The organism is Cobetia sp. 4B (genome assembly GCF_018831605.1).
Taxonomy (GTDB): domain Bacteria; phylum Pseudomonadota; class Gammaproteobacteria; order Pseudomonadales; family Halomonadaceae; genus Cobetia; species Cobetia amphilecti.
This window is the reverse complement of sequence record NZ_CP059843.1, coordinates 3,393,154-3,406,780: the sequence shown is the minus strand read 5'-3', so window position 1 is coordinate 3,406,780 and position 13,627 is coordinate 3,393,154. Positions and strand designations below refer to the sequence as shown.

General features: G+C 63.6%; 12 protein-coding genes. 6 read left to right on the top strand and 6 right to left on the bottom strand.

Annotated features, from left to right (window positions below):
• Window positions 1–271: 271 nt before the first annotated feature.
• The 5 genes from H2O77_RS14085 to H2O77_RS14065 all read left to right on the top strand — a co-directional run bounded on the left by H2O77_RS14085 (window position 272) and on the right by H2O77_RS14065 (window position 7,069).
• Complete coding sequence (locus tag H2O77_RS14085) at window positions 272–2,494, top strand: FAD-dependent oxidoreductase (protein WP_215823360.1); 2,223 nt, start codon at window positions 272–274, stop codon at window positions 2,492–2,494.
• 67 nt (window positions 2,495–2,561) lie between these two features.
• On the top strand, window positions 2,562–3,842 hold the full coding sequence (locus tag H2O77_RS14080; protein ID WP_215823359.1) for an ABC transporter substrate-binding protein: 1,281 nt from the start codon (window positions 2,562–2,564) through the stop codon (window positions 3,840–3,842).
• Window positions 3,818–5,581 carry a hypothetical protein gene (locus tag H2O77_RS14075; protein ID WP_215823358.1) on the top strand — a complete coding sequence of 588 codons (1,764 nt, stop codon included), beginning with the start codon at window positions 3,818–3,820 and terminating at the stop codon, window positions 5,579–5,581. The genes H2O77_RS14080 and H2O77_RS14075 overlap by 25 nt, the downstream gene beginning before the upstream one ends.
• 59 nt (window positions 5,582–5,640) lie before the next feature.
• Entirely contained in the window at window positions 5,641–6,288 is a 648-nt protein-coding gene (locus tag H2O77_RS14070; protein ID WP_215823357.1) for a CDP-alcohol phosphatidyltransferase family protein, read from the top strand.
• Between the two features lie 82 nt (window positions 6,289–6,370).
• Window positions 6,371–7,069 (top strand): DUF3047 domain-containing protein, encoded by a 699-nt coding sequence (locus H2O77_RS14065; protein WP_240548619.1) that lies wholly within the window; start codon window positions 6,371–6,373, stop codon window positions 7,067–7,069.
• Window positions 7,070–7,271: 202 nt separating this feature from the next.
• On the opposite strand, the gene H2O77_RS14060 is transcribed toward H2O77_RS14065, so the two are convergent.
• Window positions 7,272–7,754 carry a peptidylprolyl isomerase gene (locus H2O77_RS14060; protein ID WP_043333860.1) on the bottom strand — a complete coding sequence of 161 codons (483 nt, stop codon included), beginning with the start codon at window positions 7,752–7,754 and terminating at the stop codon, window positions 7,272–7,274.
• A gap of 493 nt (window positions 7,755–8,247) precedes the next feature.
• Between H2O77_RS14060 and H2O77_RS14055 the strand changes: the two genes are divergently transcribed.
• Window positions 8,248–8,532, top strand: coding sequence for a hypothetical protein (locus H2O77_RS14055; RefSeq protein WP_043333859.1), 285 nt, complete (start codon window positions 8,248–8,250; stop codon window positions 8,530–8,532).
• Window positions 8,533–8,718: 186 nt separating this feature from the next.
• On the opposite strand, the gene H2O77_RS14050 is transcribed toward H2O77_RS14055, so the two are convergent.
• The 5 genes from H2O77_RS14050 to H2O77_RS14030 form a co-directional block, all read right to left on the bottom strand.
• On the bottom strand, window positions 8,719–9,747 hold the full coding sequence (locus H2O77_RS14050; RefSeq protein WP_240548618.1) for a lipid A deacylase LpxR family protein: 1,029 nt from the start codon (window positions 9,745–9,747) through the stop codon (window positions 8,719–8,721).
• 506 nt (window positions 9,748–10,253) lie between these two features.
• On the bottom strand, window positions 10,254–10,757 hold the full coding sequence (locus H2O77_RS14045; RefSeq protein ID WP_052384587.1) for a glycine zipper 2TM domain-containing protein: 504 nt from the start codon (window positions 10,755–10,757) through the stop codon (window positions 10,254–10,256).
• The gene (locus H2O77_RS14040; RefSeq protein WP_153636430.1) at window positions 10,754–10,927 is read right to left on the bottom strand and encodes a hypothetical protein; all 174 of its coding nucleotides are present in this window, start codon (window positions 10,925–10,927) and stop codon (window positions 10,754–10,756) included. Before H2O77_RS14040 ends, H2O77_RS14045 begins: the two co-directional genes overlap by 4 nt.
• Before the next feature lie 349 nt (window positions 10,928–11,276).
• Window positions 11,277–12,587, bottom strand: a complete 1,311-nt coding sequence (gene aceA, locus H2O77_RS14035; RefSeq protein WP_215823356.1) for an isocitrate lyase — start codon at window positions 12,585–12,587, stop codon at window positions 11,277–11,279.
• Between the two features lie 197 nt (window positions 12,588–12,784).
• Window positions 12,785–13,537: a hypothetical protein gene (locus tag H2O77_RS14030; protein WP_215823355.1), complete on the bottom strand. Its 753-nt coding sequence runs from the start codon at window positions 13,535–13,537 to the stop codon at window positions 12,785–12,787.
• Window positions 13,538–13,627 lie beyond the last annotated feature (90 nt).

The following is a 13,627-nucleotide window of genomic DNA, read 5'->3' as shown; positions in this document are numbered from 1 at the left end:
TTCGAGATGAGTACACGGAAATCTCCATGTCTCGGTGAGCCGTGAGGTGACTGGCGCTGTTGAGTCCTCACTGCCTGTATCAGGTTTCTACGCGCATAAACGTGGGATGGATGCGAACATGCAGAATGAAACGTTACCGTTGTCGTGATCAAGCCACTGCCATTCACTCCGCTACGCGAATCAGTGCATCCAGTCAGCGACATGCCTCGTAAGGACACGGTACATCCCAATGACATGCCCATGACGGCAGGAATCGAAAAGGAAATCGCCAGTGAATAAACGCAAGTTACTGCTTCTGGGCGCCATCGTCGCTGCCATCGTGGTCTTCTTTGCCAGCGGGGCACAGGATTACTTCACTCTGCAGAGCCTCAAGGCCAGCCAGTCCGAATTCCAGGCGTTGTTCGCGGAATCACCCTACAAGGTCGCGGGCACCTTCTTCGTCGTCTACGTGGCGATGGCGGCACTCTCGCTGCCCGGTGCAGCACTGCTGACGCTGCTGGGTGGCGCGCTGTTCGGCTTCGGCTGGGGGCTGCTGCTGATCTCCTTCGCCAGCACCATCGGTGCCACGCTGGCCTTCCTGATTTCCCGCACTCTGCTGCGCGAGAGCATCGAGAAGCGCTTCCGCCGTCAGCTGGAATCTCTCAACCGCGGTGTCGAGCGCGAAGGTGGCTTCTATCTGTTCACGCTGCGCCTGGTGCCGGTCTTCCCGTTCTTCATCGTCAATCTGGTGATGGGCCTGACCCGCATGCGTGTGGTCACCTTCTACGTGGCAAGCCAGTTGGGCATGCTGGCGGGCACCGCCATCTACGTGAACGCCGGGCGTGAGCTGGGCCAGCTGGAATCCCTGTCCGGCATCCTGTCGCCGGGACTGATCGCCTCCTTCATCGCGCTGGGCCTCTTCCCGCTGATCGCCAAGAAGATCGTCGGCGTGCTGCGCAAGCGCAAGCAGCAGGCGGGCTTCACCAAGCCGAAGACCTTCGACTACGACATGGTCGTCATCGGTGCCGGTTCCGCCGGCCTTGTCACCAGCTATATCGCCTCCGCCGTCAATGCGCGTGTCGCGCTGATCGAGCGGCACAAGATGGGCGGCGACTGCCTCAATACCGGCTGCGTGCCCTCCAAGGCGTTGATTCGTGCCGGACGTGCGGCCCATGAGATCCGTCAGTCCGCACGCTTCGGGATCACCGCCAACGAGCCGGAAATTGATTTCGCCAAGGTGATGGGCCATGTGCATGACGTGGTCGAAAGCGTCGAGCCGCATGACAGCATCGAACGTTATGAAGGCCTCGGCGTGGAAGTGCATACCGGCAGTGCCATGCTCAAGACGCCCTGGGAAGTGGAAGTCGATGGCCGCGTGCTGACCACGCGCAACGTGGTGATCGCTACCGGTGCCCGTCCGCGTGTGCCAGCTATCCCGGGTATGGAATTGATCACGCCGCTGACCTCAGAGAACCTGTGGGACCTCAAGGAACAGCCCAAGCGTCTGGTGGTGCTGGGTTCCGGCCCCATCGGCATGGAGCTGGGTCAGAGCTTCGCGCGTCTCGGCAGCCAGGTCTCCATCATCGAGGGTGCACCCCGTGTGATGCCTCGTGAAGACGAAGAAGTCAGCGCGCTGATGCATGAACAGCTCTCGGGTGAAGGTGTCGATCTGCGAGTGAACTCCAAGGCGACTCGCATTGAGGTGCTGACCGGCAAGGACGGCGAGCCGATGCGCAACATCGTGGTCGAATCACCGGAGGGCGAAGAGAGCTGGATCGAATTTGACGAGCTGCTGGTGGCCATCGGCCGCGAAGCCAACGTCGAAGGCTTCGGTCTGGAAGAGCTGGGCATCGCGGTCTCCGAGCGCGGCACCATCGATGTCTCCGAGTCGCTGCAGACCCTGCAGCCGAATATCTGGGCGTGTGGCGATGTGGCTGGTCCGTACCAGTTCACCCATGCCGCCGGTCACCAGGCGTGGCACGCGGCGGTCAACGCGCTGTTCGGTGGCCTGAAGACCTTCAAGGTCGACTACCGTATCATGCCGATGGTCACCTACACCGAGCCGGAAGTGGCACGTGTCGGCCTCAACGAGACCGAAGCCAAGGCCCAGGGTTACGAGTACGAAGTCACCCATTACGCGATGGGCGAGAGCGATCGCGCGCTGGCCGAGCGGGCCACCGAAGGCTTCGTCAAGGTGCTCACCGAGAAGGGGCGTGATCGCATCCTCGGCGTGACGCTGGTCGGTGCCTCGGCAGGGGAGTGGCTGGCCGAATTCACCATGGCGATGAAGCATGGCATCGGTCTTAACAAGATCCTGTCCACCATCCATCCGTATCCGACACTGTCCGAGGCCAACAAGGCCGCGGCGGGCATGTGGAAGAATGCCCACAAGCCGGAAGGCGTGCTCAAGGTGCTGGACCGTTACTTCACCTGGCGCCGCAACGGCCGCTTCGAGCCGACCAAGACCCTCAAGGCAAACACTGCCGAGCGGACCGTGGCTGTCGAAAAACAGTAATTGCTGATTCATGCCGCGGGCCTGCAGGTGCAGGGTCGCGGCATTTTTCCATCAGGAGAAGCCCTTCATGAAGACGAATCATCTGGCGGGTCGCCGTCGTGCCCTGGCGCTGATGGGCGACTCGCTGGTCTTGCTGGCCGGCGTCACTGCCAGTCCCTGGGCCGCTTCTCTGGCGTATGCCGCCGACGCGCAGGCCGGGCGCCCGGCCCCTGAGCTCGCCTCGCTCGAGTGGCAGGTGATCGCCGAACGTGCACGCGGTCAACGTATCGACTTTCATGCCTGGGGCGGCAGTGAGGCGACCAACGCCTATCTGCGCGCCCAGGCCGAGACGGCGGCGCGGCATGGTATCGAGGTGCGCCACGTCAAGATCGCCGATACCGCCGAGAGCGTCTCGACCCTGCTGGCCGAGAAGGCGGCCGGGCGCCGCGACGGCAGCATCGATGTGATCTGGATCAACGGCGAGAACTTCCGTGCGCTCAAGCAGGCCGAGCTGGTGTGGGGGCCCTTCGTCGAGCGTCTGCCCAACAGTGACTATCTGCTCGAGGAGATCGGTGCGCGCGATTTCGGACTCGCCACCGATGGTCTGGAGGCGCCCTGGGGGCGTGCGCAGCTGATCTTCATGTACGACACCGCGCTGCTGGAATCGCCGCCGCGCTCGATGCAGGCGTTGCTGGAGGTGGCCAGAGAGCATCCCGGGCGCGTGACCTATCCACAGCCGCCCAGCTTCCACGGCACCACCTTCCTCAAGCAGGCGTTGCTGGAGCTGATGCCCGTCGAGCAGCGCGAGGTGCTGGCATCTCCCGTGGGGAGTGATGCTCAGTTCGCTGAGGTGACCGCACCGCTGTGGGACTATCTCGATGCGCTGCATCCTTTGATGTGGGCGCAGGGCGAGCGTCAGCCAGCCGGTGCCGAAGAGCAGATGAAGTTGCTCGCCCAGCGCAGCGTGTGGATCGCGCTGACCTTCGTGCCCCAGGAAGTGGCCAATGCCCGTCAGGAAGGGCGGCTGCCACCGACCATCGAGCCGTATATCCATGACGGCGGCACTCTCGGCAATGTGCACTATCTGGCGATTCCGGCCAGTGCACCGCACAAGGCCGCAGCATTGGTGTGGATCAATCAGTTGATGTCCGCCGAGGCCCAGGCTGCCAAGGCCGATCCCTCACGCTGGGGCGATGACACGGTGCTGGATGTCGCCCGCCTGCCGCCGCAAGAACGCGCCGCCTTCGAGGCCTTGCCGCAGCTGCCCGGCAGCATGTCGCCCGAAGCGTTGGGCACACCGCTCAGCGAGCCACACCCGAGCTGGACCGACGCGTTGGAGGCCGAGTGGGCGCGACGCTATCGCAACTGACGCAATGGGTCGTTGATCGCTGGCGTGTCGCCCCCGCCACTGGTCATGCGCCGCTGACACCCGCCCGCGTGCTGCGCTGGGGCGTCTTGCTGTTGCTGCTCGGCCCTACGGCGCTGGGGCTGGCCGGGCTGGTCGCGCCGGCTTTCGGGCTGTGGCCGACGCTGGGCTTCGAGGAGGTCTCGGCGGTTGCCTGGCAACGCTGGTGGGCCTTGCCCGGGCTGGCGGAGGGCTTTCGACTGACGCTGGTCAGTGGCCTCGGCGGTACGCTGCTGGCGGTGCTGCTGACCATGGGGTGGGTCTCGGCGGCCGCCGGGACTCGTTTCGGCGAGCGCATGGAGCGCCTGCTGGCCCCGATACTGGCGATGCCGCATCTGGCGCTGGCGCTGGGGTTGCTGTGGCTGGCCGCCCCGAGTGGCGTGCTGATGCGCCTGCTGCTGGCGCCCTTCGAGGTGCTGGTACCGCCGCAGTATCCGCTGCCGGATGCCCATGGCATCTCGCTGGCGGTCGGTCTGGCGCTCAAGGAGGCGCCATTCTTGATGCTGATGGCGCAGACGGCGCTGTCACGCCTGCCGGTCACGGCGCAGCTTCAGGCAGGCCAGGCACTCGGCTACAGCATCCCTCAGCTGCGCTGGCGCATTCTGATGCCACAGGTGATGCGCGCCATCGCCTTGCCCATCGGCGCGGTGCTGGCCTACTCGCTGGCGGTGGTGGATGTGGCGCAGGTGCTGGGGCCGACGCGTACGCCGACGCTGGCGGTGCGCCTGATCGAGCTGTGGCGTGACAGTGACCCGACGGCGCGCCTGCCGGCGAGTGTCGGCGCCCTGATGCTGGCCCTGCTGGTGATCGGGATGATGGCGCTGGGCGCGGCGCTGGGACGTGCTCTGCTGACCTGGCATCGCGGCTGGGTACTGAGCCATCACCCGGCGCGCGCAAGCCGCCTGGCGCTGGCGAGCGAAGCCATATTCGGGCGTGTCGCGCGCGGAGTACTGGGCGTGGTCACGCTGATCTCACTGCTCGCCTTCGTGGTGATCGGCGTGCAATCGGTGGCCAGAAGCTGGTTCTTCCCTGCGCTGTTGCCGTCTCACTGGGGCTGGGAGAGTTGGCAACAGGCCCTCGCTGGCCTGGGGGATGCCTTCAGCAACAGCCTGTGGCTGGCACTGCTGGTGGCGACGCTGGCCGTCATTCTCAGCGTCGCGGTGTTCGAGCGTGAGCGGGAAAGTGGCCGTCTGCGCGGCTTCGTGGTCTGCCTCTATCTGCCATTGCTGCTGCCGCAGGCCAGCTTCCTGTTCGGTTTTCAGGTCGGCTGGTTGAGCCTGGGGGCCAGCCCCGGTTGGGCGGGAGTGGTGATCGGCCATCTGCTGTTCGCCCTGCCTTACGCCTGGCTGACGCTGGCCGGTCCCTGGGCACGCTTCGATACCCGACTCGAGCAGGCGGCACGCCTGCTGGGGCGTTCACGGCTCGAGGTGCTGATCGGTATCCGCCTGCGCCTGATGCTCAGGCCGCTGGCCATCAGCTGGGCAGTGGCCTTCGCGGTCAGTATCGCGCAGTACGTGCCGACGGTGGTGCTGGGCGCCGGGCGTGTCCCGACCCTGACCACCGAAACCCTGGCGCTGGCGACGGGAGCCGACCCGCGCCTGACCGCGGTGGCCGCCTGCCTGCAGGCCTGTCTGCCTCTGCTGGTCTACCTGCTGGCGCGTGCGGTACCTGCCGGGCGCTCGGTCTCGCCGACGCGCGGCTGAGCGCCTGTCAGGTGCTGAAATGACGATGACCTCAACGACTTCATGGGAGTAGATGCAACATGCTGGACAAGTGGACCTCACGCTGGGTACAGCCGCCTCTGAAACGTCTTGCGAAAAGTGCGGCGGCGCGCGGTCTGCATCCGGATCAGCTGACCCTCGCGGGCTTCGCCATCGGCATGCTGGCGTTGCCGTTGCTGGCTTATGGGCATTTCGGGCTCGCGCTGGTCGCGATCCTGATCAATCGAGTGGTGGACGGGCTGGATGGCGCGCTGGCGCGGCACGCTGGCCTGAGCTCCGATGCCGGTGGTTTCCTGGATATCTGTCTCGATTTCCTGTTCTACGCCGCCGTGGTGGTGGGCTTCGCCCTGGCAGACCCTGGTGCCAATGCGATGGCGGCGGTGGCATTGCTGTTCGCCTTCGTCGGCACGGGCTCGAGCTTTCTGGCCTTTGCCATCATGGCGGCCAAGCATCAGCTGGAGCGACCCAATTTCACGCGCAAGGCCTTCTATTATCTGGATGGCCTGACCGAGGGCACCGAGACCATCGCCTTCTTCGTGCTGGCCTGCCTGATGCCACAGCATTTCGCATTGTTGGCGTGGATATTCGCTGTGGCATGCATCCTGACCACGCTGACGCGCGTATGGGGAGGGTATGTCACCTTGCGAGCCCAGGATCAGAATGAGCATCACAGCATCGATCAAGAATGATGCGCTGCGAACCTGGCCTTGCTGATGATACGGCTCGTTACCTTTCTTACTCGCCTTGCTCAGGCGCCTCGGAGTCCTGCCAATGAAGATTGCTTCCCGTCAGTTGCCGTCATTCCTGCCCCTGTTCGCGGCAGTCGCCTCCAGCGGCCTGCTGGCGGCGCTAATGCCCTCGGTGGCCCACGCGGCTGACAAGTCCTTCTCGCCTGCGCAGATTCTTGCCTGGGGCGAGAAGACCTTCGAAGGCCAGACGGCCTATCGCGTGGTGGAGCGCGACGGCAGGCCTGCGCTTGAAGCACGTGCCCAGGGCCAGGCGTCCGCGCGCTATCTGGAGCAGGATATCTCGCTGGAAGAGACGCCCTATCTGAAATGGTGCTGGCAGGTGGATGGCATCTACCTGGGCGTGAACGAGAAGACCAAGGGCGGCGATGACTATCCGGCGCGTCTCTACGTGGTCAACAAGACCGGTATCCTGCCGTGGCAGGTCGAGGCCATCAATTACGTCTGGTCCAGCAACGAAGCCAAAGGCAGTCACTGGGACAATGCCTTCACGGATCGTGCCGTGCTGCTGGCGGTCGAATCCGGCGATGAGAAGGTGGGGCAGTGGGTGGCGGAGGTGCGTGATCTGCGTGCTGATTACGCGTCACTGTTTGGCAGCACGCCGAGTGAGATTGCCGGACTGGCGCTGATGGCTGACGGTGACAATGCCGGCGGTGATGCCACGGCGCTGTTTCGTGGCCTGAGCCTTTCCAGCGATGCCACGCCGCCCAGCTGCGGTGCCTGATCCGGAATCATGAGTGATCAGGGCTGTGAAGAGAGGGCTGAGCCAGTCTGACTAGCGCGCCAAGCCAGCCAGGCCGACACGAAGCCAGACACGAAAAAGCCCCGCGACTGATGACTCAGTCGCGGGGCTTTCGGTTCCGGCCTCCCACAGAGTGGGAGGCGCTCATCCGGGGCGATGCCTCAGATGAGGGAAGAGGCGGAGCTTAGTGCTCCACGCCGCCTTCGCCGTGAACGTGGCCGTGTTCCAGCTCTTCGGCAGAAGCTTCACGCACGTTGGTGATCTGCACGTCGAAGTTCAGGGTTTCGCCGGCCAGCGGGTGGTTGCCATCGACAGTGACAGTGTCGCCTTCGACCTTGGTGACGGTGACCATCAGCGGGCCGCCCTGGGTCTGCGCCTGGAACTGCATGCCAGCTTCGATGTCTTCGACACCCTGGAAGGCTTCACGCGGCACTTCCTGGACCAGGGCTTCCTGGACTTCGCCGTAACCTTCTTCCGGAGAGACGGCAACTTTCAGCTCGTCGCCGGAAGTCTTGCCGTCGAGTTCCTTCTCGAGGCCCGGGACGATGTTGCCAGCGCCGTGGATGTAGGCCAGCGGCTCGCGACCTTCGGAGCTATCCAGCACTTCCCCTTCGTTGTTGGTCAGGGTGTAGTGGAAGGATACGACGGCATTCTGGGCGATTTGCATGATGAGAGCCTTTCGATAGGTATATGAACGTCAATGGTAACGTGCCCCTGAGGTGACTGTCAGGGGGGAAACTGGAAAAAAGCCGCGTATCACGTGGCTCCTGGCCCGCTGATGACATTGCCAGAGAGGCAATCCAGCGCACGTTACCTTGTCTTGAAAGTATAGGTGACGCTCGCAGGCGTGCATTTCAACCCTGAGGCAGGGTTTTTTCTCACCCCCGACGCCATCGGTGAACAAAGGGGCAAAACGGTTGGATTATCAGGTGTCTGGCGGGGTTGCCCTGTCAGCGCACGGCGGCCTTGCTGCTGGCGGCCAGACAAGGTTGGGGCGATGGCTTGCGAGGGCCACAGGGTCTGGTTACTCTGCCTACTCGGATATTGCGGATTCTGACGCGCGGCCCGAGGTGGCCTCGCTCTGCACACTCTGTCCCGTCGCCTGACGGGAAATGACAACTCAGGCGCCATGCGACCCTATTTTTCAGGAGAGAATTTCGATGACCGTGACATTGATCTGGCTGGTGAGCTTCGCTGCGATCTTCATGCTGTGCTTGAACCGCTGGGAAGGCTCGCTGGGTGCCACCGTCAAGCGTGTCCTGCCGGAGGCTCTGAGCATCGATAGCGGTGACCGCTACGTCTGGGGCGTGGCCCTGGGTATCCTGGGTGCGACCTTCATCGTCAATCCCGTCTCCATGCTGATGGCATTGATCGTGCTGGCGCTGATCGTTCTGATCGGCGGCAAGCTGATCTGCTGGGGCATGAGCAAGGTCAAGATGCACTGATTCAACCAGCAGCAACCTTCCGGGAAGCATGACGTTTCCCGCAGACAGAAAGGCCGGGCTATCTGCCCGGCCTTTCTGTTTCTGCTCATCAGACTTTTCTCATCAGACCCTGCTCATCAGACCCTGCTCATCAGGCTCTGCTCATCCACCGCGTCTTGTCAGTGCCGCCTGCAGCTCAGCGCCGAGTCATAGCCAGGTCGAGAGCGTCAACGAGCCGAATTGATCGCTCTCCTGCTGCGTCTCGAATTCGTGGGTGCGCCACACGTTGACGAACGCCAGCTGCCAGCGTTGCCAGCTGAGTGCGAAGCCCAGCTGCAGGTCGCCGACCAGCGGACGACGGTCCACCGAGGCGCTGTCCTCGAAGCCATTGCCATCCAGCAGCATGTTGTAGGCCATCGCGCGGCCCTCGATATTGGCGAACAGGTACCAGGCGAAGTCGCCGTCGGGATGGAAGTACTGACGGCCGCCCTGGGCCGGCGCCACTGTCGGTATCCCGTAGCTGCGGGTCAGCCCCTGGCCGATGCGTACCCCGCCACCGACGCCCGCATAGGTATAGAGATTGCCCAGCGCCACGGAAGCCGAGGGGCCGTACTCCACTTCCAGCCCTGCGGCCCTGGCCGGCAGCCATAGCTGCGTCTGCCAGCCGGTGCTGATCACCGGCTCGTTGTGCAGCTGGTGATCCCAACCCTCCGGCTCATCACTGCCGGTCAGCTTGTGTACCGCCTTCTGAGCATCCTTGGCGCCCGAGGCCGGGCCGACGATGCCGAGATCCAGATTGAAGGTATCCACCCGTCTCCAGTCATCTCCCTCTTCACCGGCGAACAGCGAGACGCCACCGAACAGGTAGCCCGCGTAGGGGCGGTCATCCTGATCCGGTTGCTCTCGCTTGATGTCATTGGGGGTATAGATCTGCTGCCCGAAGCGGTAGGCCGTGGCGTCCAGTCGCGCCGCGCTGAAGCCCGGCACCCAGTCCGCGAATGAGCGTGACCAGTGCTGCTCTGGTGTCTTGAAGGTGTAGCTCAGCGCAAAGCCGTTGGTGTAATGGCCATCATCGCCGGAGGTGAGAATGTCGTTCTCGACCTTCAATGACAGCACGCCACCCTCGTCGTCGGCTGCCTCCACCATGGGTGCCAATGCCACCGCACCCAGCATGATCAATGCCATACCCAGGCGCCGGGTCGAGAAGGCCGGCGCCATCTGCGGGGCGTGGCTCAAGGCGGCGGTACCGCCAGGGTTCTCACTGACTGGACTGGGATAAGCGCGGGGAGCGTTTCTTGAAGATGACGTGACACAAGACAGCTTGCGGGTGCCTGGGCGAGAACCTGGCGGACGGGCAGTGACGGGACGCATCGCAACTCCTGGGACGGGTAGTTGTGTACAGAGTCAAGTTAGGCTGCAGGCGTATAACTTTGCACAAAAAATCCCGATTTCATAGCCTGTTAATCAATAGGCAATCTGCCTATCCCCACTGCGGCGAGCCGTGCCTGTGTGAGATCGAGGGAGGGGATGCGAAGCGAGGCGGTGGGGCGTGTGGGAGATGCAGGAGCGCGAGAGGAGCGAGAGAGGTGCGAGAGAGGCGAGAGAGGCGGGGATGCGTGAGCCAGGCGAGATGGGGGAGAGCGCGGCGGCGTTTCCCGCGCAGGGCTGCGACAGGCGCCGCTGAAGGGCGCAGAAACAAAGCGGCTGGCGCCCCGGCAAGGGAGTGCCAGCCGTCGAGAGACTCAGTAAGGCGCGACGCTCAGGTTGGCGCCATAGCCGACCAGGCGGACACGTTGGCCAACCGAGAAGGCGGTGTCGGCTTTCTGGACGACGATGAGGCTGTCTCCGGCATCGCGGCGGACTTCAATCTCGTAGGCGTCGATCTGGTCGACATTGTCAGCGATCGACTTGCCGGCCACGCTGCCGCCGATGGCACCCGCGGCGGTGGCGATCGCACGACCGGAGCCGCCGCCGATCTGGCTGCCGAGCAGGCCGCCGACGACCGCGCCACCCAGGCCACCGAGCACGCCGCTGCCTTCATCCTGTGCCTGGATCTGCACCGGGCGCAGCGAGGTGATGGTGCCGTAGCTGACGGACTGTGCGCGCTTGGCCTGATCGCCGGTGTAGACGTTGCCGGAATAGATGTCGCTGTTCGCGCAGCCGCCAAGCGTCAGCACGCCGAGTGCGATCACGGGCAGCCAGCGGCGTGCGCCAGTCGATCGTTTGTGAGTCAGTGAGAGTGTCATGGTGTGTCTCCTCGCATGATGCGGTGCAGCTTGAGGTTGTGATGGAGAATGCTGAGTGCTGAGAGAGCAAGGCTCAGGTAGGCGATCACTTCCTTGGGCCGCCAGCAGGTTCTTGTCACGACGGGCGTGCGAGAACACTGTTTCTTAACATTATAGACCACGTCGACCATGACGGGTTCCCGACCTGAAACGCTGAGGTGACGCAACTTCTGCACTTCCCTGTCGCGTGAGTGCTACCACGTGAGTACCGACCACGTGAGTTCCGACCACGTGAGTACCGGTGCATGAGTGCTGCCACGCAAGCATTTCCGCGTGAGCACTTCTGTATGAGCACTTATGCATGAGCCATGCCGCGTGAATGTCAGCGCAGGGGCGTTCGTTGCTGATGGTGGACATTCGCAGCGGGCATTCATGGCGCCAAGGCACGAAAAAGCCCGCGTGAGCGGGCTTCGGTCAATCTGCGGGTGGCACCTCGCGCAATCCTGTCATTGCGAGGTGCCATACCGCGATATCAGCGGTCTAGAACTGGTCTTCTTCCGTGGAGCCCGTCAGTGCGGTGACGGAGGAGTTGCCGCCCTGAATGACGTTGGTCATGTCATCGAAGTAACCGGTGCCGACTTCCTGCTGGTGCGCCACGAAGGTGTAGCCCTTCTCGGCTGCGGCGAATTCGGCTTCCTGCACCTTCTCGACGTAGTGCTTCATGCCTTCACCCTGCGCATAGTCGTAGGCAAGATCGAACATGTTGAACCACATGTTGTGGATACCGGCCAGGGTGATGAACTGGTACTTGTAGCCCATGTCCGACAGTTCCTGCTGGAACTTGGCGATGGTGGCGTCGTCGAGGTTCTTCTTCCAGTTGAAGGAAGGCGAGCAGTTGTAGGCCAGCAGCTGGTCCGGGTATTCCTTCTTGATCGCTTCGGCGAAGCGGCGCGCCTCCTCGAGGTCCGGCTTGGCGGTTTCACACCAGATCAGGTCGGAGTAGGGCGCGTAGGCCAGGCCGCGGGCAATGGCTTGATCCAGACCGGCCTTGACGCGATAGAAGCCTTCGTCGGAGCGCTCACCGGTCAGGAACGGCTTGTCGTAGTCGTCGACATCCGAGGTGATCAGGTCAGCGGCGTTGGCATCGGTACGCGCGATGACCAGGGTCGGGACACCCGCCACGTCGGCAGCCAGGCGAGCGGCCACCAGCTTCTGCACCGCATCCTGGGTCGGCACCAGTACCTTGCCGCCCATGTGGCCACACTTCTTGACCGAGGCCAGCTGGTCCTCGAAGTGCACGCCGGAGGCGCCCGCACGGATCATGGCGGTCATCAGCTCGTAGCCGTTGAGCACGCCACCGAAACCGGCCTCGGCATCCGCCACGATAGGCGCGAAGTAATCGACGAAGCCGGCATCGCCCGGATTGGCCCCTTTCTGCCACTGGATCTGGTCGGCGCGGCGGAAGGTGTTGTTGATGCGCTTGACCACGGTCGGCACGGAATCCACCGGATAGAGCGACTGATCCGGGTACATGGCTTCACTGGTGTTGTTGTCGGCAGCGACCTGCCAACCGGACAGGTAGATGGCCTCGATACCGGCCTTCACCTGTTGCATGGCCTGGCCACCGGTCAGGGCGCCCAGACAGTTGACGTAGCCCTTCCTGGCATCACCATTGACCAGTTTCCAGAGCTTCTCGGCACCGCGGGTCGCCAGGGTATTGGCTTCCGGAACGGAACCGCGCAGGCGCACCACATCCTCGGCGGAATAGGGGCGAGTGACCCCTTTCCAGCGCGGATTCTCGGCCCAGTCCTTTTCGAGCGCGGCAATCTGATCGGCACGTGTGTGACTCATGGTGGCATCTCCTGATGGCTTCGTCGTCGGGGCTCAGCCCCTGGCGTGTTGTCTGTGTCTTGTGTCTGTTCACTTGTCTTTCGTCTGGCGGTCGACGCGAGAGCGACGCGTGAAATGGGAGTGTCGGTGCTCTGCGTCTTGAGTTGCTGCATGACAGTTTGTTGTTGTTATTGATCTTTCAGGCGTTACCAGTGGAGTCACGCCGTGCGACAGAAGGCGTCGTCGGTGGCGTTGTCGAGCTCCGCTGGCTCAGCAAGTCTGAAGCGAGCCTTGATCACGCCAAGGCAGGCAGTTTCCAGGCCGGGTGCCGCTGTCAGCGTGATGCTGTCCAACCAGGGCATCAGGAAGTACAGGCTGGCTTCCAGCGTGGGTAACGTGCAGTGGCTGAGGGTGAGGGCGATGCGCGGTGGCCTGCCGTCCGGCGCGCGCAGCCGTGAGATCAGCTCTCCCCAGCACAGCGCTTCGCGCACGCTGCTGATCTGGGCAATGGCCAGCACCGAATGACGTTCGCCGCGATGCCGCGCGGCGGCCAGTGTCCAGAGGGCCCGGGGGAGCGGGCGGTTGCCCAGCTGCATCCCCGTCACGTCATCGGTGAGGCCGGCAAGCGCCAGCTGGTCAGGCGCGTCCTGCGTCTCGGTAGCTGTTGCCGGCTGCGCATTGCACTTCAGCTGCCAGCCGCTGCCCTGTGAGCGCAGTTGCCACTGCTCGCCGGGAAGTTGCCAGCGCTGGTCGCGACTCAGATGGCAGATCGTCTGCGCCTGTGCCGCCACCGACTCCGCTGTCTGCGGTGGTAGCAGGTCCTTGAGGGGACGTGCCAGCTTGAGAATCCGCGTGCGGATCTCGGCGTTGTGCCATTGCTCGGCCAGAGCGGCATCCTCAGGCTGCCCGAGTACCTGGTCACCTCTACCGCCCATCAGGGTGGTCTGCGTTCGTGAGTCTGAGGTGAGCATGGGCGAATCTCCTGAAGGCGGTGCCGGATCGGGCAGCGTGTCATGTCGCAGTGCAGCGTAAATGACCTGATCTCTAGCATCGCTCCGAAA

Bases quoted from the DNA above. Each gene is read 5' to 3' on its own strand.
- H2O77_RS14080 (WP_215823359.1), top strand. From the start codon at position 2,562: ATGAAGACGAATCATCTGGCGGGTCGCCGTCGTGCCCTGGCGCTGATG.
- H2O77_RS14070 (WP_215823357.1), top strand. From the start codon at position 5,641: ATGCTGGACAAGTGGACCTCACGCTGGGTACAGCCGCCTCTGAAACGT.
- H2O77_RS14065 (WP_240548619.1), top strand. From the start codon at position 6,371: ATGAAGATTGCTTCCCGTCAGTTGCCGTCATTCCTGCCCCTGTTCGCG.
- H2O77_RS14060 (WP_043333860.1), bottom strand. From the start codon at position 7,754: ATGCAAATCGCCCAGAATGCCGTCGTATCCTTCCACTACACCCTGACC.
- H2O77_RS14055 (WP_043333859.1), top strand. From the start codon at position 8,248: ATGACCGTGACATTGATCTGGCTGGTGAGCTTCGCTGCGATCTTCATG.
- H2O77_RS14045 (WP_052384587.1), bottom strand. From the start codon at position 10,757: ATGACACTCTCACTGACTCACAAACGATCGACTGGCGCACGCCGCTGG.
- H2O77_RS14040 (WP_153636430.1), bottom strand. From the start codon at position 10,927: ATGGTCGACGTGGTCTATAATGTTAAGAAACAGTGTTCTCGCACGCCC.
- aceA (WP_215823356.1), bottom strand. From the start codon at position 12,587: ATGAGTCACACACGTGCCGATCAGATTGCCGCGCTCGAAAAGGACTGG.
- H2O77_RS14030 (WP_215823355.1), bottom strand. From the start codon at position 13,537: ATGCTCACCTCAGACTCACGAACGCAGACCACCCTGATGGGCGGTAGA.